31 protein-coding genes and 1 pseudogene are annotated in these 25,957 nt (G+C 63.0%); 17 read left to right on the top strand and 15 right to left on the bottom strand.

The genetic code is table 11. The features are described 5' to 3' along the window. Positions 1–245 precede the first annotated feature (245 nt). From OVY29_RS21300 to OVY29_RS21255, 10 genes are all read left to right on the top strand, one after another. On the top strand, positions 246–509 hold the full coding sequence (locus OVY29_RS21300) for a hypothetical protein (protein ID WP_313912189.1): 264 nt from the start codon (positions 246–248) through the stop codon (positions 507–509). Next, entirely contained in the window at positions 493–1,107 is a 615-nt protein-coding gene (locus tag OVY29_RS21295; protein ID WP_313912188.1) for a DUF3231 family protein, read from the top strand. Before OVY29_RS21300 ends, OVY29_RS21295 begins: the two co-directional genes overlap by 17 nt. 175 nt (positions 1,108–1,282) lie before the next feature. Beyond that, on the top strand, positions 1,283–2,641 hold the full coding sequence (locus OVY29_RS21290) for an NAD(P)/FAD-dependent oxidoreductase (protein WP_313912187.1): 1,359 nt from the start codon (positions 1,283–1,285) through the stop codon (positions 2,639–2,641). A gap of 57 nt (positions 2,642–2,698) precedes the next feature. Next, entirely contained in the window at positions 2,699–2,896 is a 198-nt protein-coding gene (locus OVY29_RS21285) for a hypothetical protein (RefSeq protein ID WP_313912186.1), read from the top strand. A gap of 108 nt (positions 2,897–3,004) precedes the next feature. After that, entirely contained in the window at positions 3,005–3,529 is a 525-nt protein-coding gene (locus OVY29_RS21280; protein ID WP_313912185.1) for a CBS domain-containing protein, read from the top strand. Positions 3,530–3,549: 20 nt separating this feature from the next. Then, positions 3,550–4,350 (top strand): patatin-like phospholipase family protein, encoded by an 801-nt coding sequence (locus tag OVY29_RS21275; protein ID WP_313912234.1) that lies wholly within the window; start codon positions 3,550–3,552, stop codon positions 4,348–4,350. Between the two features lie 109 nt (positions 4,351–4,459). Further along, on the top strand, positions 4,460–4,777 hold the full coding sequence (locus OVY29_RS21270; RefSeq protein ID WP_313912184.1) for a hypothetical protein: 318 nt from the start codon (positions 4,460–4,462) through the stop codon (positions 4,775–4,777). Between the two features lie 437 nt (positions 4,778–5,214). Further along, the gene (locus OVY29_RS21265; RefSeq protein ID WP_313912183.1) at positions 5,215–5,673 is read left to right on the top strand and encodes a CBS domain-containing protein; all 459 of its coding nucleotides are present in this window, start codon (positions 5,215–5,217) and stop codon (positions 5,671–5,673) included. A gap of 123 nt (positions 5,674–5,796) precedes the next feature. After that, complete coding sequence (locus OVY29_RS21260; protein ID WP_313912182.1) at positions 5,797–6,411, top strand: GTP cyclohydrolase II; 615 nt, start codon at positions 5,797–5,799, stop codon at positions 6,409–6,411. A 303-nt stretch (positions 6,412–6,714) separates the two neighbouring features. After that, entirely contained in the window at positions 6,715–6,942 is a 228-nt protein-coding gene (locus OVY29_RS21255) for a DUF2282 domain-containing protein (RefSeq protein WP_409581495.1), read from the top strand. Between the two features lie 22 nt (positions 6,943–6,964). Here OVY29_RS21255 and OVY29_RS21250 read toward each other — a convergent pair whose 3' ends face one another. The 3 genes from OVY29_RS21250 to OVY29_RS21240 form a co-directional block, all read right to left on the bottom strand. Then, a complete protein-coding gene (locus OVY29_RS21250) occupies positions 6,965–7,309 on the bottom strand; it encodes a hypothetical protein (RefSeq protein WP_313912181.1) in 345 nt (114 codons plus the stop codon). Further along, on the bottom strand, positions 7,306–7,578 hold the full coding sequence (locus OVY29_RS21245; protein ID WP_313912180.1) for a hypothetical protein: 273 nt from the start codon (positions 7,576–7,578) through the stop codon (positions 7,306–7,308). The genes OVY29_RS21250 and OVY29_RS21245 overlap by 4 nt, the downstream gene beginning before the upstream one ends. A 245-nt stretch (positions 7,579–7,823) precedes the next feature. Beyond that, on the bottom strand, positions 7,824–8,075 hold the full coding sequence (locus OVY29_RS21240) for a hypothetical protein (RefSeq protein ID WP_313912179.1): 252 nt from the start codon (positions 8,073–8,075) through the stop codon (positions 7,824–7,826). 118 nt (positions 8,076–8,193) lie between these two features. On the opposite strand from OVY29_RS21240, the gene OVY29_RS21235 reads away from it, so the two are divergent. Further along, positions 8,194–8,601: a helix-turn-helix domain-containing protein gene (locus tag OVY29_RS21235; protein WP_313912178.1), complete on the top strand. Its 408-nt coding sequence runs from the start codon at positions 8,194–8,196 to the stop codon at positions 8,599–8,601. Between the two features lie 156 nt (positions 8,602–8,757). Here the strand turns inward: OVY29_RS21235 and OVY29_RS21230 are convergent. Further along, positions 8,758–9,217, bottom strand: a pseudogene (locus tag OVY29_RS21230) (DoxX family protein). Beyond that, entirely contained in the window at positions 9,211–9,606 is a 396-nt protein-coding gene (locus tag OVY29_RS21225) for a hypothetical protein (protein WP_313912177.1), read from the bottom strand. The pseudogene OVY29_RS21230 and the gene OVY29_RS21225 overlap by 7 nt, the downstream one beginning before the upstream one ends. A gap of 34 nt (positions 9,607–9,640) precedes the next feature. Between OVY29_RS21225 and OVY29_RS21220 the strand changes: the two genes are divergently transcribed. Further along, entirely contained in the window at positions 9,641–9,913 is a 273-nt protein-coding gene (locus OVY29_RS21220; RefSeq protein WP_313912176.1) for a DUF1109 domain-containing protein, read from the top strand. 69 nt (positions 9,914–9,982) lie between these two features. On the opposite strand, the gene OVY29_RS21215 is transcribed toward OVY29_RS21220, so the two are convergent. Further along, the gene (locus OVY29_RS21215) at positions 9,983–10,204 is read right to left on the bottom strand and encodes a hypothetical protein (protein ID WP_313912175.1); all 222 of its coding nucleotides are present in this window, start codon (positions 10,202–10,204) and stop codon (positions 9,983–9,985) included. Positions 10,205–10,579: 375 nt separating this feature from the next. On the opposite strand from OVY29_RS21215, the gene OVY29_RS21210 reads away from it, so the two are divergent. After that, complete coding sequence (locus tag OVY29_RS21210) at positions 10,580–10,987, top strand: DUF427 domain-containing protein (RefSeq protein WP_313912174.1); 408 nt, start codon at positions 10,580–10,582, stop codon at positions 10,985–10,987. Positions 10,988–11,253: 266 nt separating this feature from the next. Here the strand turns inward: OVY29_RS21210 and OVY29_RS21205 are convergent, their stop codons facing one another. Both OVY29_RS21205 and OVY29_RS21200 read right to left on the bottom strand, forming a co-directional pair. Next, positions 11,254–11,721, bottom strand: a complete 468-nt coding sequence (locus OVY29_RS21205) for a hypothetical protein (RefSeq protein WP_313912173.1) — start codon at positions 11,719–11,721, stop codon at positions 11,254–11,256. Beyond that, positions 11,722–12,399, bottom strand: coding sequence for a hypothetical protein (locus OVY29_RS21200; protein WP_313912172.1), 678 nt, complete (start codon positions 12,397–12,399; stop codon positions 11,722–11,724). It abuts the gene before it with no gap. 200 nt (positions 12,400–12,599) lie between these two features. On the opposite strand from OVY29_RS21200, the gene OVY29_RS21195 reads away from it, so the two are divergent. Beyond that, the gene (locus OVY29_RS21195; RefSeq protein WP_313912171.1) at positions 12,600–13,607 is read left to right on the top strand and encodes a hypothetical protein; all 1,008 of its coding nucleotides are present in this window, start codon (positions 12,600–12,602) and stop codon (positions 13,605–13,607) included. 189 nt (positions 13,608–13,796) lie between these two features. Here OVY29_RS21195 and OVY29_RS21190 read toward each other — a convergent pair whose 3' ends face one another. The 7 genes from OVY29_RS21190 to OVY29_RS21160 form a co-directional block, all read right to left on the bottom strand. Next, on the bottom strand, positions 13,797–14,831 hold the full coding sequence (locus OVY29_RS21190; protein ID WP_313912170.1) for a ParB/RepB/Spo0J family partition protein: 1,035 nt from the start codon (positions 14,829–14,831) through the stop codon (positions 13,797–13,799). A gap of 103 nt (positions 14,832–14,934) precedes the next feature. Continuing rightward, positions 14,935–16,137 (bottom strand): AAA family ATPase, encoded by a 1,203-nt coding sequence (locus OVY29_RS21185; RefSeq protein WP_293862378.1) that lies wholly within the window; start codon positions 16,135–16,137, stop codon positions 14,935–14,937. A gap of 288 nt (positions 16,138–16,425) precedes the next feature. Next, positions 16,426–17,544: a replication initiation protein gene (locus OVY29_RS21180; RefSeq protein ID WP_313912233.1), complete on the bottom strand. Its 1,119-nt coding sequence runs from the start codon at positions 17,542–17,544 to the stop codon at positions 16,426–16,428. 357 nt (positions 17,545–17,901) lie between these two features. Next, positions 17,902–18,120, bottom strand: a complete 219-nt coding sequence (locus tag OVY29_RS21175; RefSeq protein WP_313912169.1) for a hypothetical protein — start codon at positions 18,118–18,120, stop codon at positions 17,902–17,904. Positions 18,121–18,174: 54 nt separating this feature from the next. Further along, positions 18,175–18,825: an SOS response-associated peptidase family protein gene (locus OVY29_RS21170; RefSeq protein ID WP_313912168.1), complete on the bottom strand. Its 651-nt coding sequence runs from the start codon at positions 18,823–18,825 to the stop codon at positions 18,175–18,177. 107 nt (positions 18,826–18,932) lie between these two features. Beyond that, positions 18,933–19,535, bottom strand: coding sequence for a hypothetical protein (locus OVY29_RS21165; RefSeq protein ID WP_037517725.1), 603 nt, complete (start codon positions 19,533–19,535; stop codon positions 18,933–18,935). 64 nt (positions 19,536–19,599) lie between these two features. After that, entirely contained in the window at positions 19,600–20,256 is a 657-nt protein-coding gene (locus OVY29_RS21160) for an SOS response-associated peptidase family protein (RefSeq protein ID WP_313912167.1), read from the bottom strand. Between the two features lie 254 nt (positions 20,257–20,510). Between OVY29_RS21160 and OVY29_RS21155 the strand changes: the two genes are divergently transcribed. The 3 genes from OVY29_RS21155 to OVY29_RS21145 are packed head-to-tail and all read left to right on the top strand — an operon-like array spanning position 20,511 to position 25,928. After that, a complete protein-coding gene (locus OVY29_RS21155) occupies positions 20,511–21,272 on the top strand; it encodes a damage-inducible protein (RefSeq protein WP_313912166.1) in 762 nt (253 codons plus the stop codon). After that, positions 21,187–22,707 (top strand): DNA polymerase Y family protein, encoded by a 1,521-nt coding sequence (locus tag OVY29_RS21150; protein ID WP_313912165.1) that lies wholly within the window; start codon positions 21,187–21,189, stop codon positions 22,705–22,707. Before OVY29_RS21155 ends, OVY29_RS21150 begins: the two co-directional genes overlap by 86 nt. Next, on the top strand, positions 22,704–25,928 hold the full coding sequence (locus OVY29_RS21145) for an error-prone DNA polymerase (RefSeq protein ID WP_313912164.1): 3,225 nt from the start codon (positions 22,704–22,706) through the stop codon (positions 25,926–25,928). The genes OVY29_RS21150 and OVY29_RS21145 overlap by 4 nt, the downstream gene beginning before the upstream one ends. Positions 25,929–25,957 lie beyond the last annotated feature (29 nt).

Genomic DNA, 25,957 nt, shown 5'->3' with positions numbered 1-25,957 from the left:
GGGCGAATGCAGACTGACCGCGCCGACGAAGCGAAAAGAATTCCTCGAAAGGCGCTTGGCCGGGGGGCGAATCGGACTGAAATCAAACCTGTAGCTGGGTCAGGTCGTTTGAGGCGCCGTGCGGAACCAACCTACAGCGTCTCGGTTAATCGACCAAGGACGTGAGACATCGGGAGCCTGAGTTGGACACGCCTCGCAACGAGATAGATCCGTCCGACACGACGGATTATGGAGCGAAACCGCCCATGGGCTTTGCTGTCGGGCTGATCGCCGGGCTGCATGTTCTGTGCTGCGGCTTGCCCCTTCTACTGCTGTCGGGGGTGTCGCTGGCGACGCTGCTGCCAAGGTGGCCCTTGATCGCCGTCGTTCTCGCCGCGCTCGGGCTTGTCGGATTCGTCTGGTACCTGCGCAAGGGCTGCGCAACCTGCCCCGGCCCGCGCCACTGCCGTCTGAACGGCGGCCAACATCCACCCCAGGCAAAGGAGAGAGTCAATGCAGGACGAAGCTGATCTCATGGAGCGCACGGAAATCGGCCGCCCCGAAGGCAAGACGTCGCACAGCGGGTACGCCGAACGCTATTATGAGAAGGCCCGAGCCGATCGGGAATCGCTGTCGGCCAGCGAATATGTCGCGGTCGTGCAGGGCTTCCTGCGCGAGTTCGTGTGCATGGGCCAGTGCAATCTTTACATCGCCTCCGCCAAGGACCCGCAGATCAAGGAAGCAATCAAGGTCTATCTCGAGGATGTCTGCAACCCCAACATCGCAGAAATGAAGAAGATACTCGAAGATGGCGGCTACATGCTCCCGGCCCCGCTCGAGGAGGCGACGAGCCCCGATCAGGTGCGGGACATCGACACCAATGCGATCAACGACCGGATGATCACGATCTCCCAGTGGTTCGGCACTCGGGGGTTCATGACGCTCTGGAACAATTTCGCGGCCATGAGCCAGCGGACCGACGTGCGCGATGCCTTCATCCGCAATTATCATCGCGCCAACCGCTGGCATGTCGCCTTCAATGAGATGGCGATCGAAAAAGGCCACATGATGCCGCTGCCGACGATGGACGCGAAGGGCCTGATGCGCACGACCGTGATGGGCGGCTAAGCAGGTCGGCCGTGTGAGACGTCCCGCGGCGAGGAGGTGCGCACCCCCTTAGTGCCCGTGCCAGCCGCGGGGCAGCAACGGCCTGCAGTTTTGTGGCGTAGAATCGCACTTGCGGCTCGGATCGGGATTCGCGGCCGGAGGCGGCATTTCGCCTGCGAAGGATAATCGACGGATCATGAACAAGGCATATGATCTCATCGTCATCGGCAGCGGAACTGCCGCAATGGTGGCCGCCAACCGCATGGCGGCCGCCGGGAAGAAGGTCGCGGTCATTGACTTTCGCCCATTCGGCGGCACCTGCGCGCTGCGCGGCTGCGACCCGAAAAAGATGCTCATCACCGGCGCACAGGTGATGGACGATATTCGGCGGATGCGCTGGCGCGGCGTCGTCGCCGACGATGCCCACATCGGCTGGCGCGAGCTCATCGAGTTCAAGCGGACCTTCACCGGGCCCGTTCCGCAAAAGCAGGAGAAAAACTACGCCGACAAGGGAGTCGACACCTATCACACGCATGCCCGCTTCACCGGCCCGAGGAGCCTCGAAGTCGAAGGCACCGGCTCTCTGGATGCCTCGCACATTCTCATCGCGGCCGGCGCGCGTCCGGCGCCCCTGGGCTTCCCAGGCGAGGAACATCTCATCGACAATGAGGGCTTCCTCGAACTCGACGAGCTGCCCAAACGGCTCGTCCTCGTCGGCGGCGGCTACATCGCATCCGAGTTTTCGCACATTGCCGCCCGCGCTGGAGCGCAAGTCACCGTGCTTCAGCGCGGCGACCGCATTCTGACCCACTTCGATCCCGACCTCGTCGGATGGCTGATGGACAGCTTCGCGGCTGTCGGGATCGACGTTCGGACCGGCCACTCGGTGGAAGCGGTGGAAAAAACGGGTGAAGGCTTCACCGTCCGTGCGCGAACCAAGGATGGCGGGACCGTCACGGTCGATGCTGATCTGGTCGTCCATGCCGGCGGCCGCATTCCGGATCTCGACAGTCTCGAACTCGAGGTCGCCGGCATCGAGCGCGACGAGCGCGGACATCTAAAGCTCAACGAATATCTGCAGAGCGTCTCCAATCCGTCGGTCTATGCGGCCGGGGACGCGGCGCAGGTGGGTCCGCCGCTGACGCCCGTCTCGAGCCACGACGCCAAGGTCGTCGTCGGCAACCTGCTCGACGGCAACAAGCACCGCCCAGACTATCGCGCAGTGCCGAGCGTCGCGTTCACGATCCCGCCGATCGCCGCGGTCGGGCTTGGCGAATCTGAGGCGCGCGAGAAGGGCATCAAGTTCCGCGTAAAATCCGAGCGCACCTCGACCTGGTATACGGCCCGGCGGGTCGCCGAGCCCGTCTATGGCTACAAGGTCATGATCGAAGAGGGTTCGAACCACATCATTGGCGCCCATCTTGTCGGCCCTCATGTCGACGAGGTCATCAATGTCTTCGCTCTTGCGATGCGGCACGGCCTTACGTCCGAGGACCTCAACAGCACCATCTTCGCCTATCCGACCGGCGCTTCCGATATCGGGTACATGCTGTGACGGTCGTGCGCTCCGGTCTCCTGGAACTCGCTCGACGATGCGCGCCGGAGGGCTTGCATGGCGCGCTATGATCTCGTCGCCATAGGCACGGGCACCGCCGCAAAGAAGGTCGCGCTCGCCTGCCGGCGGGCTGGCTGGAGCGTCGCGGTGGTCGACGAAAAGCCGTTTGGCGGCACCTGGATTTTGCCGCTCGTCGTCGAAGGACTGAAAACGCCGCTTGTGGTGTCGGATGTTCCCGAGAAAGGTCTGCCTTGAGCGATGCGCAGGAATAACGGCGGGCTCGATCAGAAGCCTTCGAGAAGGACGTAGCCAATCGACCCTGTTGCGAGCGAATGAAGCCGGGCCGCCACAGGAGTGACAAACATGAACGTAGCTGCAATTCTGAAGCTCAAGGGCAACCAGCTATTTACGGCCGAGCCGGACACCCGTGTCGTTGCGGCAGCGGAGCGGATGAAGCGCGAGACGATCGGTGCTTTGCTGATCAGCACTGACGGTCTCAACCTCCTCGGGCTGCTTTCGGAACGCGATATTCTGTACGGATTGGCGAAGCACGGGCCAGAATTGACCAAGTTGAAGGTCCGCGAAATCATGGGCCAACCAGAGGCAACCTGTTCGCCGGATGATGGCCTCAAGCGGGTGATGCAGATGATGACAACGAAGCGTGCACGTCATCTTCCGGTGCTCGACGCGCATTGTTTGTGCGGTGTCGTCAGCATCGGGGACGTCGTAAAATACCTTCTTCAAGAGGTGGATCTCGAGATCAACGTTCTTCGCGATCTTTGCGCGGCATCGCGACTTGGCTCTCCCCACGCTTCAGAGGCCTTGACGGCCCGATCACCTGGGGACGCTGAAGGTTGGCAAAATCCCTCCCACGAGAGCGGGTTTTGACACGCAGTGATCCTTCGCCGGTGGGGCTTCTCTTGTGCGGCGGTGGCAGTCGCGGTGCCATGGAGGCTGGATTTTACCGGGCGCTGACAGAGGCCGGCGTGCGGCCGGATTTCATTCTCGGCAGCTCCATCGGGGCGCTGAACGGCGCCTATATCGCTGGCGGCATGGCCCCGTCCGAACTCATCGCGCTGTGGCGCGCGTTTCGGCTCCGCCGCGCGCTCGCGCCCAATTGGGCCTGGCCTTTTCATCCGCGCCGCCGCCCCGGATTCTTGAGCCTCGCGCCGCTGCGGAAGTGGCTGCGTCGTACGCTGCCGGTGACGCGGTTCGAAGACCTCGCCATCCCGTTGACGGTCGTCACGACCGACCTGGAATCGGGCCGCGCCTGCTATTGGCATGGACAGGGGGATCTGGTCGAGCCGGTGATCGCTTCGATGAGCCTGCCAGGCATATTTCCGCCAGTCGAACTCAATGGCCGGCTGCATGTCGACGGCGGCATCACCAACAACGCTCCGCTCGACAAGGCGCACGAGCTCGGCGCCCGGTCGGTCTACATGATCGAATGCGTGTGCGCGGAACATTGCCCTCGTCCGCTGCGAGGCTGGGCAGACATTGTCATACGTAGCTTTTCCATTGCGCTCGACAGCAAGTATCGCGCCGAGCTGATGCATTTTCACCGGCATATCGAGATTCATTCCATCCGACCAAAACTCACAGAGGAGGTGGACCTCCTGGACTTCAGCCATACGGAAAGCCTCATCGAGGCCGCCTATCGGCAGACCCGCGCCCGATTACCCGCTCGAGCCGAGCCGAGAGCGAACTGAAATTGCCCGCATCCCTGAGGACCAGGCCTCCAAGCGCCAAGGCAGTCTGCCTACGCAATCGCCACCCTCACCTTACTGAACAGACAGCTGGAGCACATGATTTCTGCTGATGATGCCGACAGCAATGCCTACTTCACTGGGGCACTCCTCCATGTTGCTCCCTGAGTTCATCATTGACATCTTGCTGCCCCTGGCTGCCGCCGTGAAGGAATATGTGTTGGTGGGAATGGGCGTCGGCCTGGCGCTGGCCGCGTTGCGTGTGCTCGCGCTCATCGAGAACGACTGGGCGAAAAGTGGCGCATCCTCGAATATCAAATCACGACATATGAGAATGAGGACGTCATCCAAGCCGTGTATGATGCGCTCAGCAGCAGCCGATTCCAGGAGGGCCCGCTTGCATACCAGCGGCTGCAGGGAAAATTCCTGATGCACATCTCGTTTTGTGACACGCCACGCGGCATCGCGAGTTCATGGATCGACTCCGCCAAATGTCAGACGTCACTGATATCATGGTGCTGTGATGCCGGGCGGCGCTCACAATATCCGCGACTGACCGATCGAGCCGGAATCTGTCAGCAGCCCCACGTATTTTCGCACTTTCGCAGCGGCAGACGAAAAAGGCCGTGAACTATCAAATGGCGAGACACTAACCTCCAGCGGCCTCTCCGTAGGCGGCGTGGCCGGGGCGGCTCTCGCCCACGGACGTCGAGCCCACCTGTCGGGCTCCAGATCAAAGACCATTCGATCGGATTTTTCGCTTGACCCTGTAGTCTCTACAGAGCGCAAAACCGATTCGGTGAACGAGCGCAGACCCTCGAATGAAGGTGCCAGGCTGCTCGCCTCCATTAGGATAGGAGCGACGAAATGACAGTGGCAGCAATTCTGAAGGCCAAAGGTGACTGGATGGTCATGACCGAGCCGGACACGCCCATCGCCGAGGCCGTTGAGCGGATGAGACTTGACGCGATCGGGGCCCTGCTTGTCAGCACCGACGGCCGCAAGCTGCTCGGGGTCCTTTCGGAACGTGATGTTCTGCTTGGCTTCGCAAAACATAGCGCCGCCCTGGCAAAGCGGAAGGTTCGCGACGTCATGAGCCCTCCTGGACCCACCTGCTCGCCGGATGACAGCGTCAGGCGGGCGATGGAGATAATGACCGTAAGCAGGGCGCGTCATCTGTCGGTGCTCGACTCTAATTGCTTATGCGGCATCGTCAGCATCGGCGACGTGGTCAAATTTCTCCTTCGAGACGCGGAGTTGGAGAACAAAGTTCTTCGTGATCTTTGCCCCATGCCGGGATTTGGGAGGCTGAGCGGTCCGGAGTAACATCCCTCCCGCTAATGCTGGTCTTACCCGCGCCCACAATACGCCAGCGCTCGCGTTGGGGTCCCTCGGCGCTCTAGAGCTCGCAAGCGCTCAATTCGAAGTAGGCAAATGGATCGAAGCAAAATGATCGCAAATGAATATTCTCGGGTTGCTCAGACAACTTTGCCGCTCGACATTGATGGGACGCCGAGGTCCTTCTTGGCCTATGCGTACCGCCGCGATCAGCCTGGCGATGAGCTCATCGCGCTCGTTCATCGCGCGCCAGACTCTCAAGGCACGCTGCCAACGGTGCGCCTTCACAGCGCCTGCGTGACCGGGGATGCGTTGGGCTCCCTCCGGTGCGACTGCGGACATCAGCTTAATGCCGCGCTCTCGATCATTGCCGCAAGCAATTACGGCATACTGATCTATCTCAGCACGCACGAGGGTCGCGGTATCGGTCTTTCCAACAAGATCAGAGCCTATGCTCTGCAGGATACCGGCGTCGACACCGTCGATGCCAATGTCGAGCTTGGCCTTGCGATCGACGCCCGGGACTATGCGGGCGCAGCCGCGGTGTTGCACGATCTCGGAGCACCCAGCGTCAGGCTGCTTACGAATAACCCCGAGAAGGTCAGAGCCCTACATCGATTTGGTATTGCGGTGGAGGACCGTATCCTTCTCACTGGTGGCGAAACACCATTCAATCATCAGTATCTGGCGACGAAAAGATCCAGAATGAATCATTGGCTTCTGTGAGTGCGGAGAACTTGTGGAGGCCGGTCAATCCCCGATTTGGCAAGGCCAGTGCCGGAATATCACCTCCGAGTAACCGGCCACTGACGTGCAACGAAAAAGGGATCGGGGCTTTGTGTCTTGAAGAAGGAGGAAAGTCATGAGCGCTACCGCAATCGCCACTGCCACCGCAGCGTTCGCCATCCTCGCCGGCTGCACCCAAGGCGCCCAAACTCCCAGAACCAGCAGCAAACCGCTGGGGCGAATGCTCCCAACGCCGAGATGGGCAACATGGCGATGGGCGGCAATATGGCCACGCAGGGCAACATGGCGGCGATGAACGCCACGATGGCCAAGCTGGGCACGGGTTCGGTCGAGAAATGCTATGGCCTTGCGCGAGCCGCGCAGAATGATTGCCGGGCCGGACCGGGAACGACCTGCGCCGGCACGTCCAAGGTTGATTACCAAGGCAATGCGTTCAAGCTGTTCCCCAAAGGGACCTGCACTAAGATCAAGACCCCGAAAGCCACTGGATCGATCAAGCCGATCGCTTGATCGAAGCTCGCAAGAAATGCCGTTATGGGGGCTCGCGGTGCCGGGCCTGCAGCGCGTTCGTTGCCGAAAGATGCTTCTGGAGCAGGTGCTGGCCGCTGGGCGTCAGAACGGCACGGATCTTGCCGCTGTCATGGTCGAGTTCGCCCCTGACTAGCCGTTGGCGCTCCAGTCCGACGAGAGATTTCTGCAGAGACGGCGCCGGAACGCCGACCAGACCGGAGAGCCCGTCCAGCGTGAGCTCGTTGTGCTCGTCGGCATAAAGTGCAAGCAGAGCGTCCCAGGCCGCTTCCCCGAACATTGTTGGGGGGACAAGATCGGCGCGCGTGAAACATTCGACGCGCACCTCGTTTCTCCAATCGCATTTCATCGAAGGTCTCCCACGAATGAGATTTGCGAGGGCGGCGTGCGGCCAGCCACTTCGGAGCTACTGGCAATCAGGCCGATGGCGACCGTCCCGATCATCAGGCTCGCGCAGATACCTATGGTCCTGCTTCGGCTCCAATTACACAGTGCCGGCATCAATGCGCCGATCATGAAGAGCATGACGAGCGGGCCCATCAGCCGGTACAGGAGCCACGAACCTCCGAGCCCGACATCGTGCAGCGACCAGAGGACCATGGCCGCGTAGACCGCCATGTAGGCCCAGACGCCCGCGACGTGCCGCCTGGCGTCCCTGAAGCGATGAGCCCGAGGCCGGCGAGCATGTAAAAGGTCGACCCGTCCGAGGTGGCGAATACGCCGGCCGCCGCAAGGATGGCTCCCATCAAGGCGAACAGCGAGCCCGAAATGGCCAGAAGCGACCTTGCCCAAAGCGGCGTGTCCCGCGAGGCGGCACACCAGCGCTGGTGAACAATCACCGGCATGGACATGGCTGCATTCCTTTAAGCGAAGAACTCGAGCAGATCATCCTGGATCACGGGCATGCAGCCGCGGCGCCGGGCAACATGCTCGAGAATTCGGAGAATGTCGGCGGGTGAATAGCCGGCGTCGATGCGCGCGAGCCGCTTCAAAAGCCCATCGGGATTGAGGCTGCGCGGCCCGTCCGCTTTGGCCATTTCCACTATTTGCCACTCGACGTCGCGCCGATCGATGAAAGCTGGTTTGGTTGATGATTCGCTCCGGCGGTCCGGCATGGCGCTTGAAATCCGGAGGGCGCGATCGGCTGGAGAGTGTCCATTGCGAATCACCTTGCGTTCAGACAGAGACCGTATAAGGTCTGTATAACGTACAGGCTCAAGGACTTTTTTTCGCATGACCCATAAGCTGATAGGCTTGCAGCGGGCTCAGCTGGCGCGGCAGACCGGATGCAACCTCGAGACCATCCGCTATTATGAGAATATCGGGATGATGCCCGATCCGCCACGCACGGCAGCCGGGTACCGCATCTACGATCAGACCCATGTCGCTCGCCTCCGCTTCATTCTCCGCGCGCGGGAGCTCGGCTTCTCGATCGAGGAAATCCGCGGGCTCCTCACGCTCATCGACGTCGCCGGCCAGACTTGCGCCGAAGTGAAGGAGCGGACGGAGACGCATCTCGCGGACATTCGCGCGAAGATCCGCGACCTGAACCGTATCGAGAGCATCCTGGCCAAGACTGCGTCGCAATGTTCAGGCGGCACCGTCCCCAACTGCCCGGTGCTTGACGCGCTCGCGGCGTAGGAATCACCGGAGCGCTCCAATTAGATTGAAGACGCGGGAAGGCCGACGTCGCGGAAGGTGGAACCGCCATTCGGCACCGAGCGGAGATTCGATGCCGTCGATCGCTTCTCGCGCTACCGAGGCGCTACTCCGCCGCCAAGGGTTCGATGTCCGGCGTCATGGGATGCGCAGTAGATGGTCGAGCGAGACCCTGCCCCCGCCGCGGGCGATCAGGGGGATCAGGATGGCGGCCAGCTCAGATGCGTCGGCCACGCGTCGGGATAGACGAAAATCTCGATCGTCAGCGTCATGATGAACAAAGCGAGCGCCGAAAGCCGGGTGAATAAGCCCAGCACGAGCAGGATCGGGAATATGTGCTCGGACGCGGCGGCAATGTACGCCGCTGGGACCGGAGCGATGAACGGCAGCCGGTATTCGGTCTGGAACAGATAGAAGGTGCTGTCGGTCAGGGTGAAGATGCCCTCGACCTTCGTCCGGCCTGACTGGGGAAGAACACGGCCGCGATGCCGACCCGCTGGATCAGCGGGAGAAGCCAGCTCGGGATCGCTTCCGCCGCGCGGGCGAAAAGACGGAACGGCGTCCACAATCCCGGACGTCCCTCAGCAACGGTCACCATAGTCTGCCGTCCTCCAAGGGCCTGATCGTGAGGGCCGCGGTCGAAATGATCGTCGTCAGCGATTTCGAGAGGTCCGCGTCCGGGTGGGATTCGGCAGTGGCGGTGATCGCGGACCCGAGCGAGCGGCCGCTCTTGATTGCGGCGAGCATGGCATGGGCGGCCTCGTCGATGAGATTCACGCTGATCCCGGTGCTGCGGCGGGTGACGAGCGCACTCTCTGCTTTCCATTCGGGCTCGAGTTCCTCGAACTCGCCGCCGGCGCGGTGCGCCTGCCAGATCGTCACGGCCGGCGTTTCGAAGCGCGCGATCCGCGTCGCGGGATGCAGACGCACCTTGCGCCTCACCAGTTGCGATGGTTTCAAGGTGGCATAATCCTGCTCTTCGAGCACGGGCGCATCGGGAGCGAAAAAGCTCTCGGTCCAGATGATGAGCGCGCCGGGCGTTCGCGAGCAGCTGTGGCTTGGCTCGACGTGGCAAACCTGCCTTGTCGCGATCACCATATCGTCGGTGCCGGTGCTGCTCGGGGTCGCCTGGGCGTTCAAGCGGCTGGCGCCGACGCGACTGCGGCTTGCCGGCTTGCTCGTGGGAGTGACCTCCGGCTCTACCGTGGCGGTTGTCTATGCGCTCTTCTGCCCCGAGACGACCGCGACGTTCCTAGCGAGCTGGTACACGGCAGGCATTTTCGCGGCCGGATAATCGGCCTGCTCGTCGCCCCCCCCCCTGCGCTGGTGACTGCAGCCGATGGGGGTCGCGGCGAGAAGCCCTTCAGTCCGAGCTCCGGAATGCCCAGTAGCAGCCGTAGCTCGCCACCGCGAACGGCACGAAATAATTGAGCGCGAACTTCCAGATGATCAGCGGATGGCCGGCGATCAGCTCCGGCCCTTGATTGATCGCGTTGAGAACCGTTCCCACGGCGACCGCCACTGTGAGCGAGCGCCGGAGCGGTGCCCGGGAGCAGGTGCGTCGTAGGGCTTCCTTCGGCGTCATGCCGGATTACTGCCACGCTGGCGCCTGGCGCACAATCGGCATTTGTTGTGTGGCCCAGCGATCGGCCTAAGTAACCTTTTCCCGGCTTGCCGCGAACTAAGGGTGAGGCCGCCAGCCCCCGCGGCCTTTCATGCCGCACGCCCCTGCGGCCGCCGGCTGCGCGGCGCCCCTGTTCGCGCAGCCGGCGCTTTGCCCAGCTCTGATGATCGCGCGAACCGATGAGCCGATCCGCGCAGCGACTTCTCCCGTTGCGCGGAACCCGCGGGTCGAAGCCCTGTTCGTGATTTCAACGGCGACGTGCCCGTGATGCGCATCGGAAAAATTTTTGCCGGGAAGGAGAGATCATCATGGCCTTGACCATCGAGCGAGCGCCCTTTGCTCCGAAGGGCGCCGGCTCCTTCAATTTCGAGCGGCAAGGGCCGGAACAGACCCTCTATTGGGAGGAATTCCCGAAACGCGTCCGCGTGGAATTCGGCGGCGAGACGAGCGCCGACAGCCGGCGGGGCGCTAATCCTCTTCGAAACCAGCCTTCCGCCCCGCTTCTGTTTGCCGCCCGAGGCGGTTCGGACCAAGTTTCTGACCCGCAGCCAAAAGGTGACGCAGTGCCCTTACAAGGGCGAGGCCCGGCACTGGCATGTCGAGGTCGAAGGCAAACGCGTCGAGGACGCGGCCTGGACCTATCCGGCGCCGTTCGGCGAGGCCGACCCTATTCATGACTGCCTCTCCTTCTATCCATCGAAGGTGCGCATTGAAGTCGACGGCGAGCAGCTCGGTCCGGAGTGAGCGAAGGTCGCGGCCTCGCGCCCCCGGCCGCCATGCGTTTCGCTGGTCCACGAACGGAAGCTTGACCGGGGGCCAGAAGCGAATCTCCGAGCGCCGGCGATAGGCGGGAACGCCGGTCTGGATGCGAGCCGGTCGTTTCCTCGGGCCGCTGGCATAGGCCCGCAGGGTGTTCGTGTCGGCTGCCAAAATTAACGTCCTTGTCAGAAAACGTCTGACCGCCGACGTGCAATAATTGATGGCAGCGGCCGAACTGGTCTCGGCTCTCTTCAGACCGCCGATCGCAGCTTCCCGAGCACCCGCGCGGCGGCGTTGCTCCCAACGGCGAGTTCGCACGCATACCGCAGCGCTGTCGTGGGGGAAGACCATCGCAGCGCGAGCGCAATGCCGGCGCCATCCTCGCCTGCCGCGAACAGATCTTGGGTGAGTCCAACTCTGAATGAGTGTGCGCTCAAGGACTTGACGGTCTCACCCTCCATGCCTGGCGCGAGTTCAACAAGCCCCAAGTCGATGGCTTCGAGCACCCGGCGACGCAGGATCGACACCACGCCCTGCCGGGTCAGGGGCTTCTCACCGATGTAATGCCTCACAACCTGTTGGCCCGCGTCACCGCCATCGGTGGTGAGCACATTGATCCGCCGGAACACCGGACCTTGCGTGATCCTGCTTGCCAAGAGCCAGGCCGACAGGTGCCCCATGGTCTCGGGCGACAGCCAGGCCAGAGCCCCCTCCCCCAACTAATCGGTCTTGGAATGGGCAATGTCGAGCCGGCCGCTGCCATCGCCAACTTGCCGCAGATCGGCGACCTCGCTGCCAACCAGTTCGGAGACACGCAGGCCAGCGTCGTATGCGAGCGAGATCAGCGCTGCGTCGCGCAGACCGACCACATCGCCGCCGCACGACGCAAGCAGCGCCTGGATCGTCACGCCCTCAGGAGGTGTCTGCCCTTCCGCCATGACCGCGCCAAACCGCAGCGGGGCTGCCTGGCGTTGGCGCTGCCGTTTCTGGCGGCCAATGCCCTTGAGCGTATCGCGCACCATGCCGGCCTGGGTCGGCAGCGGCTCCGCCTCCCCGAACCCGAGGATGCGGTGCACCCGGGCGATACTCGCGAGTCTGCGGGCAAGCGTGGCGGGCTTGGCCGACGGGCGATCGCCCTCGTGTGCGAGCCAGCGCAAGTAGTGCACCAGCGTCTCGGGATCGGCCGGTACTGCGCTGCGCGCCGGACGGCGCGTGCCGCACCAGTGGAGGAAGCATTTGAGGTCGGCGGTAATCGCGGCCTTGGTCGCCGGCGCCATCGCGGCGACCGCCGCCTCGAGTGCGAGCGCGCTCGCAGAGCGCGTGTCGATGAGCGAGCCGTACCGGCGCAGCACCAGTTCGACCGACGACGGGAACGGCGCATCAGGGGCGTTGAGCATGGGAGTTCCGGCGGATTTCATCGGCCCTGAATGGGCAAAATCGGCGTTTCCGGCAAGCCCGGTCTTACCATAATGTCCGATTATGGAAAGTCCGGTCGGAGGCCGACAGCCGGATAGGATACCAATCTACCAGTTAGGTAAACTCGGGCTTTGACCCCGACTCCACTCGCGGCTATCAGCTTACCACAGATGGAGCCGACATGACCCTCCCCGTCCACAGCGCCGCGATCGCGTTCCGGCAAGGCCAGGTCGACGCGCTAGCGCGCACGCTGTTCGCCTCCCCTGCCCTCTATCCCCCGGAAATGCGCGAATCCTTTGCGCTGCGCGCACTCCAGCGCGCTTGGGACCAGTATCGCGAGGACCGCGCGATTTTGACCGGCACCAGCGTCATCGGCGCCGAATGCGCCGCCGAACGCGATGCCTTTCTTGGCCTGCTCGCCTCGCTCCTGCCCGACCCCGGCGCCGATCTCGCCCGCGCTATCCAGCGCGTTCGACATACCGCCATTAGGCCCCTTGCCGCGGAGGCCGCGGCGACCGCGGTCATCGTCGACGCCGGGCTTGAAGAACTCGAGGCCGTGCGCCTCGTCGCCGCGAGCCCGAACCTGCCTGCCGACCCAGCGGCCCGTCTGCTCACCATCGTTCGCAGTCTACGGCGATCGGCCGACGTCGACGGCGATCCGCTGTCCGCCACCGCCTCGTCGCCCTGCTGGGCGGTCAATCTGTTCGCCGTCGCCGAGCCCGCGCTGTTCGGCCTTTCGGCGCACCCCCTGCCCTTCCCCGGTCTCGTCCGGCGGCGGCTGTTTCGCGCCGATCGCGAGCCCGACTTGGATCGGGACGACGTGGTCGAGTTCATCCTCGAGGCGCTGTATGAGACGCTGTCTGACATCGCGCGCGTGCCGCGGGCAGCGGCGGCATTTGCGGAGACTCTTTCAGGGTTGAGGGGGAATTCTAGGCTGTTCGACGCCTGGATGCTGCTGTTTGCATTCAGGTCGTTGACGCCGGCGCAGTTAGCTCGTGCCCTGCCCTGTACAAAGGCAGGCGCCGGCAAGTTGCTTCGGCAGCTCGCCGTACGCCAATTCGCAAATACCCCTCATACTTTCGAGCCTTACACATGCGGATTGGGGATCACGGTCCATTTGTCGCGTGACCTAAGCACCTCTGCCGGATTCTGCTTGGAGCTGCACCAAGGCCTCGATGCGCGGCCATGATCAACGGTTGCCGCGCGGCCCGCAATACGCGCGGCGAGCGTCAACCGATCGAAGCCGGGCATCCCAGCACTCCAGGCATTACGCAGCACCGCCCGCCGGTCTAAAACGTTTAGCGGCGAAGCGAACGGTACTGTCCAGTTTATTCGACAATGCAATGGCGCGGATAGCTCGTAGCGTCAGCGCCCTCCCCTATTTGGGCCAATGCTGGTCAAGGAGCTCCTGCATCGCAACCTCTGCCTCGGCGCGGCTTCCTCCGCTCTTTGGGAACAGGGTGACACTGACCCCTCTCTTGTCCTTCTTGTCGATACGCAGAAGCGGCATCCCGCCACCCGATAGGAAGATCCTTTCGGTCGAACCTGTCTTCTTGGGGGCGGCCTTATCCCCGGCTTTGGTTTTTCGCTCGGCAGCGGCAACCAACGCTCGCAGGATATCGGGGACTGTCGCAGGAATGTTCGTCGCGCCGTCAGCCCGAGACTTGGCAAGACGGGCCGCTTCCGCGAAAACTCGCGTTCTCGAATCTTCCGGTTTCAGTATCGGCTTCAGGGTACTGACATGCGAGATCTTAAGCTCGAACGGGTCAGGAAAAGCGATCATCAGTTCGTTTGGCAAACGAGCGAGATCGAGATAGCGGCTGAGCCACGCCTCACTCTGGTTGAGGCGTTGCGCCATCGCCTTCTGCTTTCCGCTGTAATAGAAATCGAGAGCCTTCAGATAGTCCCGCGCGCGCTCGACATCGGTCAGATCCTCCCGAGCCCTGTTTTCGAGATCGGAGACCCGGAAGGCCTGTTCATCGGTGAGGCTCCGGATCTCTATGAGGTAGCGGATGTCGGGATAATTGTTAGCGCGTAGCCAAGAGACGGTCCAGTGGCGCCGTGCGCCCGAAATAACCTCATAGTCGTGGTCGGGGTCGCCCGTTACGCGGCGGACGATCGCAGGGAACTCCTGCTTACCCTGCGCGACGATGGTTTCAATTAGATCTGCGCAACGCTCCTCGTTGAGCGCAGCATAGTCGCGATTATGGCGTTCCCAGATTCGACACCGCGCGGGGTCGACGAGTTCCTGGGGAATATCGACGACCGCACCGGATGCGAGATCCGCCAGCCGGTTCGTACGGCTGCCCAAGACGCCGACGCCGAGCCGGCTTGGCCGGTCTACCGGCGTAGTAGCCGTCGGCTCCATTCCAGCGGCCAAATCGGCAACAAAGCTCTTGTTCTTGGAGGTCATTGCCCTCCCCTTTCATCCAAAATTGCAGGGCTGCAATTTTCACTTTCCTTCCCCGCCGATCCGTTCCAGGACCTCGAAATTGCAGGGCTGCAATTCAGGCGTATCATGCGAGCCCCTCCTTGCGCAGGCGCGGCAAATGACTCGGCCAAGTCGCTCGTATATCGACCTCGATCTCCCCACAGACCCCATCCAGATAAGTCAGACAGCGATCGCGAACCTGCTTGCTCGTCATCGGCCCGTTGAGTTCGTAGACCGTCATCAACCGCGCCGTCGCGTTGTCAATTTCCGCAGAATCCTTCAGCGGCGTGCGGATCATCGCATTGCCGAAAACCTGGCGCATCAGCTCAAGGAGTCCCTTCTGCATCGACTTCGTATCGTCAACCTTCGACGCGAGAAACCGCAAGAACGAAAGCTGAGGAGCAAGGTCGACCGCCTGAAGTTCCTGGATCGTTTCATCGAGCATCGCAAGGAATGCCGCAGTTGAGGAAAAATCCATCACAGTCGGGGGAACAGGCACCACAAGCGCGTTCGCGGCCCTGAGCACCGACAAGGAAATTGCGCCGAGCGCCGGCGGCGGGTCCAGAATGACCACGTCATAGAGATCGGAGACCGAGGCAATACCCTGAGCAAGACGGTTCAACAGCGCGCCCTGCCCACGCGCCATGCGTGCGGCCAACTCATACTCAGACTGGAACAAGCGCAGGTTCGCGGGGATCAGGTCGAGACCGTCAAAATGGGTCTTCTTGATCGCATAATCGAGCGTCTCGCGCTCACCCTCGCGCAGGTAGGGATAGAGCGTCTCGTCTTCGCTCAGATCGAGATCAGGCACGTAACCAAACAGAGTCGTGGCCGAGGCTTGGCTGTCACAATCGATAAGCAAGACTCGATAGCCCCGGATCGCGAGATTTTGCGCCAGATGGACCGCCGTCGTGCTCTTACCAACTCCGCCCTTGAAGTTCTGCACCGCCAGAATCGAGACCGGATCAGAAGGCGCACGCCAAGGCCGGGTTCCAAATGTTCCGCGCATGTCATTGAGCTGAGCGAGGCTGTAGGCAAGGCGCCGATTGTTCTCACCGCGCGTCGGGGCAACGAGGCGCCCATCGGATTCCGCTTCCCGGATTGCGGCGGTCGTGCGTCCAACCAGTTCAGCAGCTTTGCCGATCGGAAACGTCGGCTCGCGCCGCTCGTCCGCTCGCGCCGATCGAGCAGAGTCCCGCAGTCGTTCAAGAACGGACGACGTACGCACGGCAAGTGCGCCCACGTCCAAGGTCTCGGCTATGCGAACCTGATCCACCGACGTAGCCATACCTGCCCCTTTTTGAAAACCAGCGTTGTCATGCCTGATTTTCACTTTTCGGTCAATGAAAGGCTAATATGTGCAAAACTATGCCTGAGGGTTCTGATTTCGCAACTGGCATACCCAGCCCGTTCCGCTCTCACCATTCGAGTCTAATATCCGCGCCGATAGACAGCCTCTCCGTCCTCCCAATCCTGACCTATTGGGGGCCCCGCAGCCAATGCGCGAAATTGCAGGCCTGCAATCCAGTCCTCCAAACGCAATCCTCTCGGAATTGCAGACCTGCAATTCTCCAATTCAGGGCCGACCCCGGCGCGAGAAATAGGACTCGCAGAAGCCACGCCACGACCGCTCCAACTTCACACCTTTCAGGGATCCCAACCGGGTCCCCATCTCCTTGCGGTACGCCTCAGCGATGCCATCGACATCCCATCCGCCGCCATGCTCAACACCGACCTTGTAAAACTCTTCACCGCCATACCGGAGCGACCCCAACGGAAAGGCCGCAAACTTTTCGCGCGGGACACGGTCTGGCGCCGAGAGCTTCGACGTCGCATCGGCAACGAGCCTCCCGATCAGCTCTGGGGCGACGGTTGGCCCCGCAATCGCAAGGTCTTCGACGCTATCCTCCCGCCGCGCCTTGCGGCCCGAGGCGTGACGCGCAAGTTCATCAACGGTTTCGATTTGGGCCGGCGCATCCTTTGGCGCGAAGCGGAAGATCAGCTCGATCACCGCCCTGCCCCGCCGGATCTCGTCCCATTCCACAGTGAAATGCGCGAGCTGGTCGATTTCGGCTTTCGCGACCTGCAGCACCTTGCGCCGCAACTGAGCGAAATCGGCATATTTCTCTGGATCGATTCCCAGCGCAGCCCGAAGGCCGACCATGTCGACCTTCCAAATCGGCTGCCGCCGATGCAACCGCAGCGCACCCTCTTCATAGAGTTTGAGAGAATAGGCCGACCGGAAACCGAGAACGGCCTGTCGGTTCATCACCGCGTAAGTCTGCGATTCCTGGATGAGGCGTCGCGCATCCGGGGTGAACTGCCACTCGATCCAACCGGTCTCCTTGCCCTCTTCCTCGACTTCCTCCCACGAAGCCTGAATAAGACTAAAACGCTTGGTCGCCCGCTTTCCACGCCAGGACTTGTCGTCCTCCGCGAACAACGTGCGATGAAGTTCTTCGAGCATGTCGACGATCCGCTCATTTCCTTTGTGACCACGTCGAATGTCCGATTTACGCATTCGATGCGAGACATCACGCCAAGCGTCGCCGCCTGCCGTGAGGATCATCAGCGCGAGAAGGCGAGAGGCCGTCAAGCTGAGCGACTGACCACGAACGAAACGAACTTCGACGAGCCGGCCAGGTTTGACGAACTCCTCACCGCCCTTGCGGGCGAGCGCCGCGGCGACACGCATCGCGCGAGCGGAGGAGACTTCGTTCTCATCATCCGCTATGAGTACTGAGTCCGATTCCCCCATCATTTCACCTCATTGGACATCAGGTTGCCTGACCTGACCTCACTCGTCAAGTCAGGACAGGATGGATTAGCCGGCACCGCCCCCAATCCGACAGGATCGAGTCCAATTAAGATGAGAGCAAGGACGTAGAGAATCCGCGAGTCGCAGCGACCCCCTTTAGAACCGCACTCCAGAGCCGATCCCGTCCATTAAATTGCAACGACGAGAGCATTGAGCGCACCACCCCAATCGGACAGGATACCCCAAAGGGGCAGGATAATTCCCCCGATCGGTCAGGCTAAAGCCCCCAGGACGTCAGGATAAAGCCCCCAAAAGGACAGGATACTGCTTGGTTTCCACAGGAAAACCGCCGGTCACGCTGCCCCGAATCTTAGAATCATTAGAATCTGGAATCACCCCGACGCTATCGCGCCGGGCGTTTTCAAACATGGATTCATTCGGAATGGAGAGGGGAGGGGAGATCTCGCGATCGCTGAAGGGTTCCAAACCGCTCACGCTTGCACGCTCATCCAAGGCATCCCTGTAGAGCGAACCAAGGCGACGGTGGTGCAAGTTCAGCTGAACAGCCTATAGCAACGTTGCCTGCAGCATGTCTGAGGGCCAACCGTGCCATGGTTCGTCGGTCGGCTCGATCTCAATTAGTCTGCTCGGAAACAGCCGATCCTGAAGCGCGGTCAGCTCATCGAAGGTACCGTGAAGCCAACGGTCATATTCGTCCTCGTGGAGGAGGACAGGCATCCGATTATGGACTGTCGCGGCAACTTCGTTCGCATCGGTCATGGCGTCCGAATAGACCGGACCCCATTCGGCACTGTCGCGCCACAAGCCGCCCCATGCAAAAACCGGACGGTCTTTCAGGGACAGCCAGGTTCGGGTTTTGCTTCCCTTGATCCCCGCGGGTTCCGCCCAGGCCGTTAGCGGAATCAGGCAGCGCCACTGCGGTTTACGGGCGAGGCCCACCCACATTGGTTTGCGCAGATCCGCAATATTATTAACCGCCTTGGGCTTCGAACCCGGCTTCATCGAGGCTAGCTTCAGAGGAAATCCCCAACCCATCGATTGAAGAATTCGTCGACCGCTTTCGGCGCGGACCACCATACCGGGCGCGCCGGGGTGAACTGTCGACGGTGCATTAGTTGCAACGATTTCAGGAACGTCTACGCCAAAGTGGGCTGCGACTTCAGCGGCGCTGAGGCGCTCCGTATAGAGATTGCACATGGCTTGCGGCCCTTTCCGAGCTGGGAACGCTGCATAGGAAGGTGCGTAGCGCTAAAGCGCCGGCGGAGGAACGCCAAAGATCCCCGCGTTCTGCGCTTACGGGCACTTTAATAAGGCGCAACAAGCACGGCACCGGGCAGGGGATCGGCGTGGCCCCAGAATTGAACAACGGCGCGTGCATAGCGCCGAAGTTCGTCCTGACCGATCCGCAGCTCCTCACTCGTCGGCACCGGCGCGGGGGCGATATCGCCATAATCGAAGGATATCCGAGTCCAGAGTTGCGGGGCCTTCGCGAGCAATTTCGTGCAGGCGCTGCCATCGCCATGCCTAGCGACATTGGCGGCGAGGTGCATTTCGTGGAGATCGCTTGCCACGCCGATCGCACCCACATCGATCGCAGCGATTTCCCGCGCTGCTCGTGACAGATCGGTTGCGCCAGAGAACTTCACGCCGTGCGCCCGAGCCCACCGCGCGAGCTGGCGTTCGAACAGCCCGTCGAGCGTGAGGACAAAGGCCTTGGCGGCCTCGTTGGCCGTGTAGTTATCGATTTGCGCGGCGCACCGATCAAGGAATTCATCCATATCTGACGCTTCACCCACAACCAGCGTTTCGTGCGTCGGAAGGTCGCCAAGCGTCTTCAGGATGACGCGCTGATAAAAGCGGTCAACGTTCGCTTGGAACGTGCGCGGCAGCATGTCTCTATCGGCCATTGTCATGCCCATAGCGGCGAGACGCCTCCCGCGCGAGCATCCAACGTGCCATACAATCCCCGTCTCATTGCAAAGCGAGTTGCGGCTCGGGTGGCCCTTTGCCGCTGTTCCAGCGATCATCGGTCGGCTCGACGATCGTTCGTTCGGCGGCGAACGGCGGGCGGAACTGGAACCCAATTACTTCGCGAACGGAGCCACGAAACCACTGATCCCACTCGGCGCGCTCAAGGAGTACCGGCATCCGGTCGTTAGTCGGCATGACCGCCGCATTCGCACTCATCGTCATGCCGGCATAGACAGGCCCTTGGTCCGGGAGGTTCCGGCAGAAACCCGCCCACGACATGATCGGCCGATCCTTCACCGAAAACCAGGTCCGGGTCTTCGCGCCGGGGGTCCCATCGGGATTGCCGAAATGGGTCAGCGCGATGAGGCAGCGATAGCGCGGCTCGACCACCATCTCTTCCCACATCGGATTGGTGAGGTCGGCGACAAGGCCGATGCGCCCCGGCGGCTCGCCGCGCTCGCGCATTTCGCGGGTCAGGCGCGGAAACCCCCAGGTGACGGGCCGCAGGAATCGGCGGCCGCCCTTCTCGAAAATGACGAGTCCGGTCAGCCCTTCCTTGATGTCCCCTTCGGGCGTCGTGAGGCCGGATAGCGGCTCGGCTTCGAAATAAGCCGCCACATCGCTCGCGCTCGCCGTGATGACATGAAGCCGCGACACGGTCTCAGCTCACCGACGCCGATTCGCCCGAGTCGCGATCGCGCATGCTCCTCTCCGACGCGGCAAAAGGCTCCGAAGGCGTCTCGCCTGACAGGCGAAGTTTGAGGGGCTTGCGCTTATCCATCCCGAATTTCCTTGGTCTTTCCTGTCTTTGGCTGGGGTGCCGCGGCCCCGACGACTCCGGCCCGTTGACTCTCGGCCTTTATAGAACAAAAATAGAACACAACCAACCGCCAAAGCCATGGAGGCCCTTCATGACGGAGAGAGGGCCGCGCCCTCATCTGACGACGCTACGCGCCCGGATCGCCAGGATCGAGGGGGCTGAACGGCGTTCGTCGGGCACCTTGCCGTTCGGGCTCGACACGATCGACAGGCGCTTGCCCGGTGGCGGGCTGGCGCTCGGCGCCCTCCATGAAGTCGCCGGCGGCGCGCAGGGCGCGACCGATGCGGCCGCCGCCGCTTTGTTCACGGCCGGCATCCTCGCGCGCGTCCAAGGCAAGATACTCTGGTGCATGACGCAGTCCGACCTGTTCGCGCCGGCTCTCGCGCTCGCGGGTCTCGATCCCGACCGAGTCATCTATGTCGAAGCCCGCGACGAGACCTCGCTCCTGAGCTGCTTCGAGGAAGGGCTTCGTCATGGCGGCCTCGGTGGAGTCGTCGCCGAAGCGGCCCGGCTTTCGATGACGGCATCGCGCCGTCTGCAACTGGCGGCCGAAAGCACCGGCACGATCGGCATTGCCATCCGCCGTTGGCGGCGGACGGCCGAAGCCTCCGATTTTGGACAGCTGACCGCGGCTGCGACCCGCTGGCGTGTGACCAGCGTGCCGACCGCGCCGCTCCCGGTTGCCGGGGTCGGGCGGCCGCGCTGGTTTGTCGAGCTCATCCGGTGCCGGGCTGGTGAGAGCGCCGATTTTCTCGTGGAAGGCTGCGATGCGACAGGTTGTCTCGCTCTTCCTGCCGACCTGGCCGACCGATCGGCTGCGTCGCAGGCTTGGCTCCAGCGCGCCGCCTCCTGACGCGCCGCTGGTGCTGGCGGCGATGGAAGGGCAGCGCCGTCTCCTGACCGCGGCGAATGCGGCGGCGCGCGCAATCGGTCTTGCCCCCGGTATGACGGTCACGCAGGCGCAGGCGCTCGTTCCCGATCTCCAGATTCGCGACGCCGAACCGGACGCCGATCGCGCAGCGCTGGAGAAGCTCGCCTGCTGGTCGCTGCGTCGCTACGCGCCCATCATCGCGCCCGACCCCCCCGATGGCCTGATGCTGGACATCACCGGCGCCGCGCACGCCTTTGACGGACCTGAAGGCGTTCTTCGCGATCTTATCCAACGCCTTGCGGAGGTGGGGACGGCCGCGCGCGCGGTCTGTGCGCCGACCTATGGAGCGGCGCACGCGCTTGCGCGCTACGGAGCCGACTCCCCCCGCGTCGTCGATCCGCTCGACCTTGCCGCGGCGATCAGCGCGCTGCCCATTGCGGCGCTGCGCCTCGACGACGACATGGTGCTTACGCTCGGGCGCCTCGGTCTCGAAACGATAGCCGACCTCGAAGCAATGCCGCGCGCCTCGCTGGCCCTGCGCTTCGGGTCTGCCCCCGGCCAGCGCCTCGACCAGGCCTTCGGCCGCCTCGCCGAACCCTTCGAACCGATCCAGCCGCCTGAGCCCATCACCGTCGAGCGGCGGTTCGCCGAGCCGATCGGCGCGCCCGAAACGCTCGCGCGCTATACGGGCAAGCTGGTCGACGAACTGACCCGGCGTTTGGAGGAAGAAGGCGTCGGCGCCCGCCGGCTCGATCTCAGCTTTCACCGGGTCGACAATCGGATCGAGGCTATCCGGGCGGGCCTTGCCAAGCCGAGCCGCGATCGCACGCAGATGACGCGGCTGCTCTGCGACCGGCTCGAGACTGTCGATCCGGGGTTCGGTATCGAGCGGATGCAGCTCACCGTCCCCTTGGCCGAGCCCTTGACCTTCCACATGGTTTCCAATCTCGGCGAGGCTTCCGTTCCCGACGTAGCGGCCCTCGTCGACCTGCTCGGGAACCGGATAGGGGAGGGGAGACTCTTCCGGGTCGCCGCGCGCGAGAGCGATATTCCCGAACGTTCGGTCGCCCGCATCGCGCCGATGTCCGATCCGACCGAGATCCGGTGGCCGGCGGCCTGGCCGCGCCCGACGCGGCTTTTCGCGCGTCCGGAGCCCGTCGACACCATGGCCCTGCTGCCCGACCATCCGCCGGTGCATTTTGTCTGGCGCGGTGTCCGGCGCCGGGTGACGCGCGCCGACGGTCCTGAACGCATCTATGGCGAATGGCATTTGAGCGACGCCGAATTTCTCGGCGTTCGCGATTATTTCCAGGTCGAGGACGAAACCGGCGCGCGCTATTGGCTCTTCCGGAACGGCGACGGCATGGACAGCGCCACGGGCGGTCAAGGCTGGTTCCTGCACGGGTTGTTCGCATGAGATATGTCGAACTCCAATGCGCGTCGCATTTCTCGTTCCTGCGCGGGGCGTCGTCGCCCGACGAACTCTTCGCCCAGGCCGAAGCCTGCGGTCTCGACGCGCTTGCGATCACCGACCGAAATACGCTCGCCGGCATCGTGCGCGCCCATGAAGCGGCCAAGCTCGCCAGGGTCCGGCTGATCGTCGGCTGCCGCCTCGACCTCTCCGAAGGCCAGTCGCTGCTCGTCTATCCGATGAACCGCGCCGACTATGCCCGTCTTTGCCGACTCCTCAGCCGGGGAAAGACGCGGGGAGGGAAGGGCAAGTGTGTAATCGGGTGGGCGGATGTCGAGGCGTTCGCGGAAGACCTGCTCGCGATCTTCCTGCCCGAAGAGATGGCTGACACTGAAGCCGTGATGGGCCGTTTCGCGCGGATCTTCGAGGGGAGGGGCTATCTGGCCCTGACCCTGCGCCGCCGCCCGGGCGATCAGCTTCGACTCCATGATCTGACGAACCTCGCCGCCCGCCATGGGGTGCCGACCGTCGTCACGGGCGACGTCCTCTATCATCATCCGCATCGCCGCGTGCTCCAGGAGGTGATGACCTGCACCCGCCACCGCTGCACGATCGACGCGCTCGGCGCACGGCGCGAACGCTATGCCGACCGTTTCTTGATGCCCGCGGCCGAAATGCACCGGCTCTACCAGCGCTATCCCGGAGCGCTCGCGCGAACCCTCGACATCGCCGATCGCTGCCGCTTCTCGCTCGACGAGCTCAAATATCAATATCCCGAAGAAGCCGGCATCGAGGGCGTCACCGCCCAGCAGGCACTCGAACGCATGACATGGGAGGCGGCCGAAGACCGCTATCCCGAAGGCGTGCCCGACAAGGTTCGGCGGCTACTTGTCCACGAGCTCCGATTAATCGGTGAACTCGATTACGCACCCTATTTTCTGACGGTAAACTCGATCGTTCGCTTCGCGCGCAGCCGCGACATCCTCTGCCAGGGCCGGGGATCGGCGGCGAACAGCGCGGTCTGCTATGTCCTCGGCATCACCTCGATCGACCCCGAACGGTCCGACCTCCTCTTCGAGCGCTTCGTCAGCCAGGAGCGCAAGGAGCCGCCCGACATCGACGTCGACTTTGAGCATGCGCGGCGCGAGACCGTCATGCAGTGGGTGTTCGACACCTATGGCCGCGACCATGCCGCGCTCTGCTCCACGGTCATCCGCTATCGCACGAAGGGCGCCATCCGCGATGTCGGTAAAGCGCTCGGCCTGTCCGAGGATCTCATCAAGGCCTTGTCGAGTCAGGTCTGGGGGTGGAGCGACGAGGGCGTCGACGAGAAGCAGGCGGCCGAGCTCAATCTCAATCTGGGCGATCGCCGGCTGCGGCTCGCGCTCGATCTCGCGCGCCAGCTGATCGGCACACCACGCCATCTCTCGCAACATCCCGGCGGCTTCGTCCTGACCCATGACCGGCTCGACGAGCTCGTCCCCATCGAGCCCGCCGCCATGCCGGATCGCCAGGTGATCGAATGGGACAAGGACGATATCGACGCGCTCAAATTCATGAAGGTCGACTGCCTCGCGCTCGGCATGCTCACCGCGATGAAGTGCGGCTTTGATCTGCTCGCCGAGCATAAGGGCATCGCGATGGATCTCGCGTCGATTCCGCCCGAAGATCCGCGCACCTATGCGATGATCCGCGCGGCCGACACGCTGGGCGCCTTCCAGATCGAGAGCCGGGCGCAAATGGCGATGCTGCCGCATATCAAGCCGCGCACCTTCTATGATCTCGTCATCGAGGTCGCGATCGTCCGGCCCGGTCCGATCCAGGGCGACATGGTCCATCCCTATCTTCGCCGCCGCGCCGGCACCGAAAAGGTCGAATATCCGAAGCCCGAGCTGGAACGGGTGCTCGGCAAGACGCTGGGTGTCCCCCTCTTCCAGGAACAGGCGATGCGCGTTGCGATCGAATGTGCCGGCTTCACGCCCTCTGAAGCCGATCAACTCCGCCGAGCCATGGCGACCTTCAAGCACACCGGCGGGGTCTCGAAGTTCAAGGAGAAGCTGATCACCGGCATGGTCGAGCGCGGCTACACCGCCGAATTCGCGGAGAAGACCTTCAGCCAGCTCGAGGGTTTCGGAAGCTACGGCTTTCCCGAAAGCCATGCGGCGAGCTTCGCCCTCATCGCCTATGCGTCCTGTTGGCTCAAATGCTGGCACCCGGAGATTTTTTGCGCCAGCCTCCTCAATGCGCAGCCGATGGGATTCTATGCCCCGGCGCAGATCGTCCAGGACGCGCGGGCGCACGGGGTCGAGATACGACCGGTCTGCATCAACGCATCGCGCTGGGATTGCACGCTCGAACCGATAGGCGAGGATCGCTTCGCGGTCCGCTTGGGGATGCGAATGGTGCGCGGCCTCAATGAACGGGATGCCGCGCGGATCATCGCCGCGCGCGCCGATGAGCCTTTCGCTAGCATCGAGGAGCTATGGCGCCGCGCCGATGTCGGCATGGGCGCATTCAACCGGCTGGCGGAGGCCGACGCCGTCCGCCCCGCGATGCGCCTTTCGCGCCGTGATGCGCTGTGGGCGATCAAGGCGCTGCGCGACGAGCAGCTTCCCTTGTTCGCGGCGGCGGACGCCCGCGAGAATGGCTTCGTCCATGAAATCGTCGAGCAGCCGGTGCTGCTCAAGCCGATGCAGGAGGGCAGGGAGGTCGTCGAGGATTATGGCCATGTCGGCCTGACCCTCCGGCAACATCCGGTGGCATTTCTGCGAAGCGAGCTTGCCGCCCGCAAGATGGTTCCCTGCAGCACGCTCGATGGGATTCGCGATGGCCGCTATGTCTGGCTCGCCGGGCTCATCCTCGTCCGCCAGCGGCCCGGATCGGCGAAGGGCGTCATGTTCATCACTATCGAGGACGAGACGGGCATCGCCAATCTGATCGTCTGGCCTCGCATGTTCGAGGAAAACCGACGCGTCGTCATGGGGGCGCGGCTGCTTGGCATTTATGGCCAGATCCAGCGCGAAGGCGAGGTTGTGCATGTGATCGTGAAGAAGCTCGTGAACCTTTCGGACGTGCTCGACACGCTCACTCAGCGTGACGCGTCGTTCCGCTTGGCCCGGGGGCGTGCCGATGGCGCAATGAGTGGCGGTGGGCCCGATCCTCGAGCAGGGAAGGGGAGGGCGCAGGTGCCGGCCCCCGAACTTGTCAAAAGCCGCAATTTTCATTGAGGCGGTGGGCGTAGGCAATGGATCGACGC

The sequence above is a fragment of the Sphingopyxis sp. SE2 genome, from assembly GCF_032227185.1.
In the GTDB taxonomy this organism is placed as follows: domain Bacteria; phylum Pseudomonadota; class Alphaproteobacteria; order Sphingomonadales; family Sphingomonadaceae; genus Sphingopyxis.
Note: the sequence above shows the minus strand (reverse complement) of the source record. Positions and strands in the feature narration are given on the sequence as shown.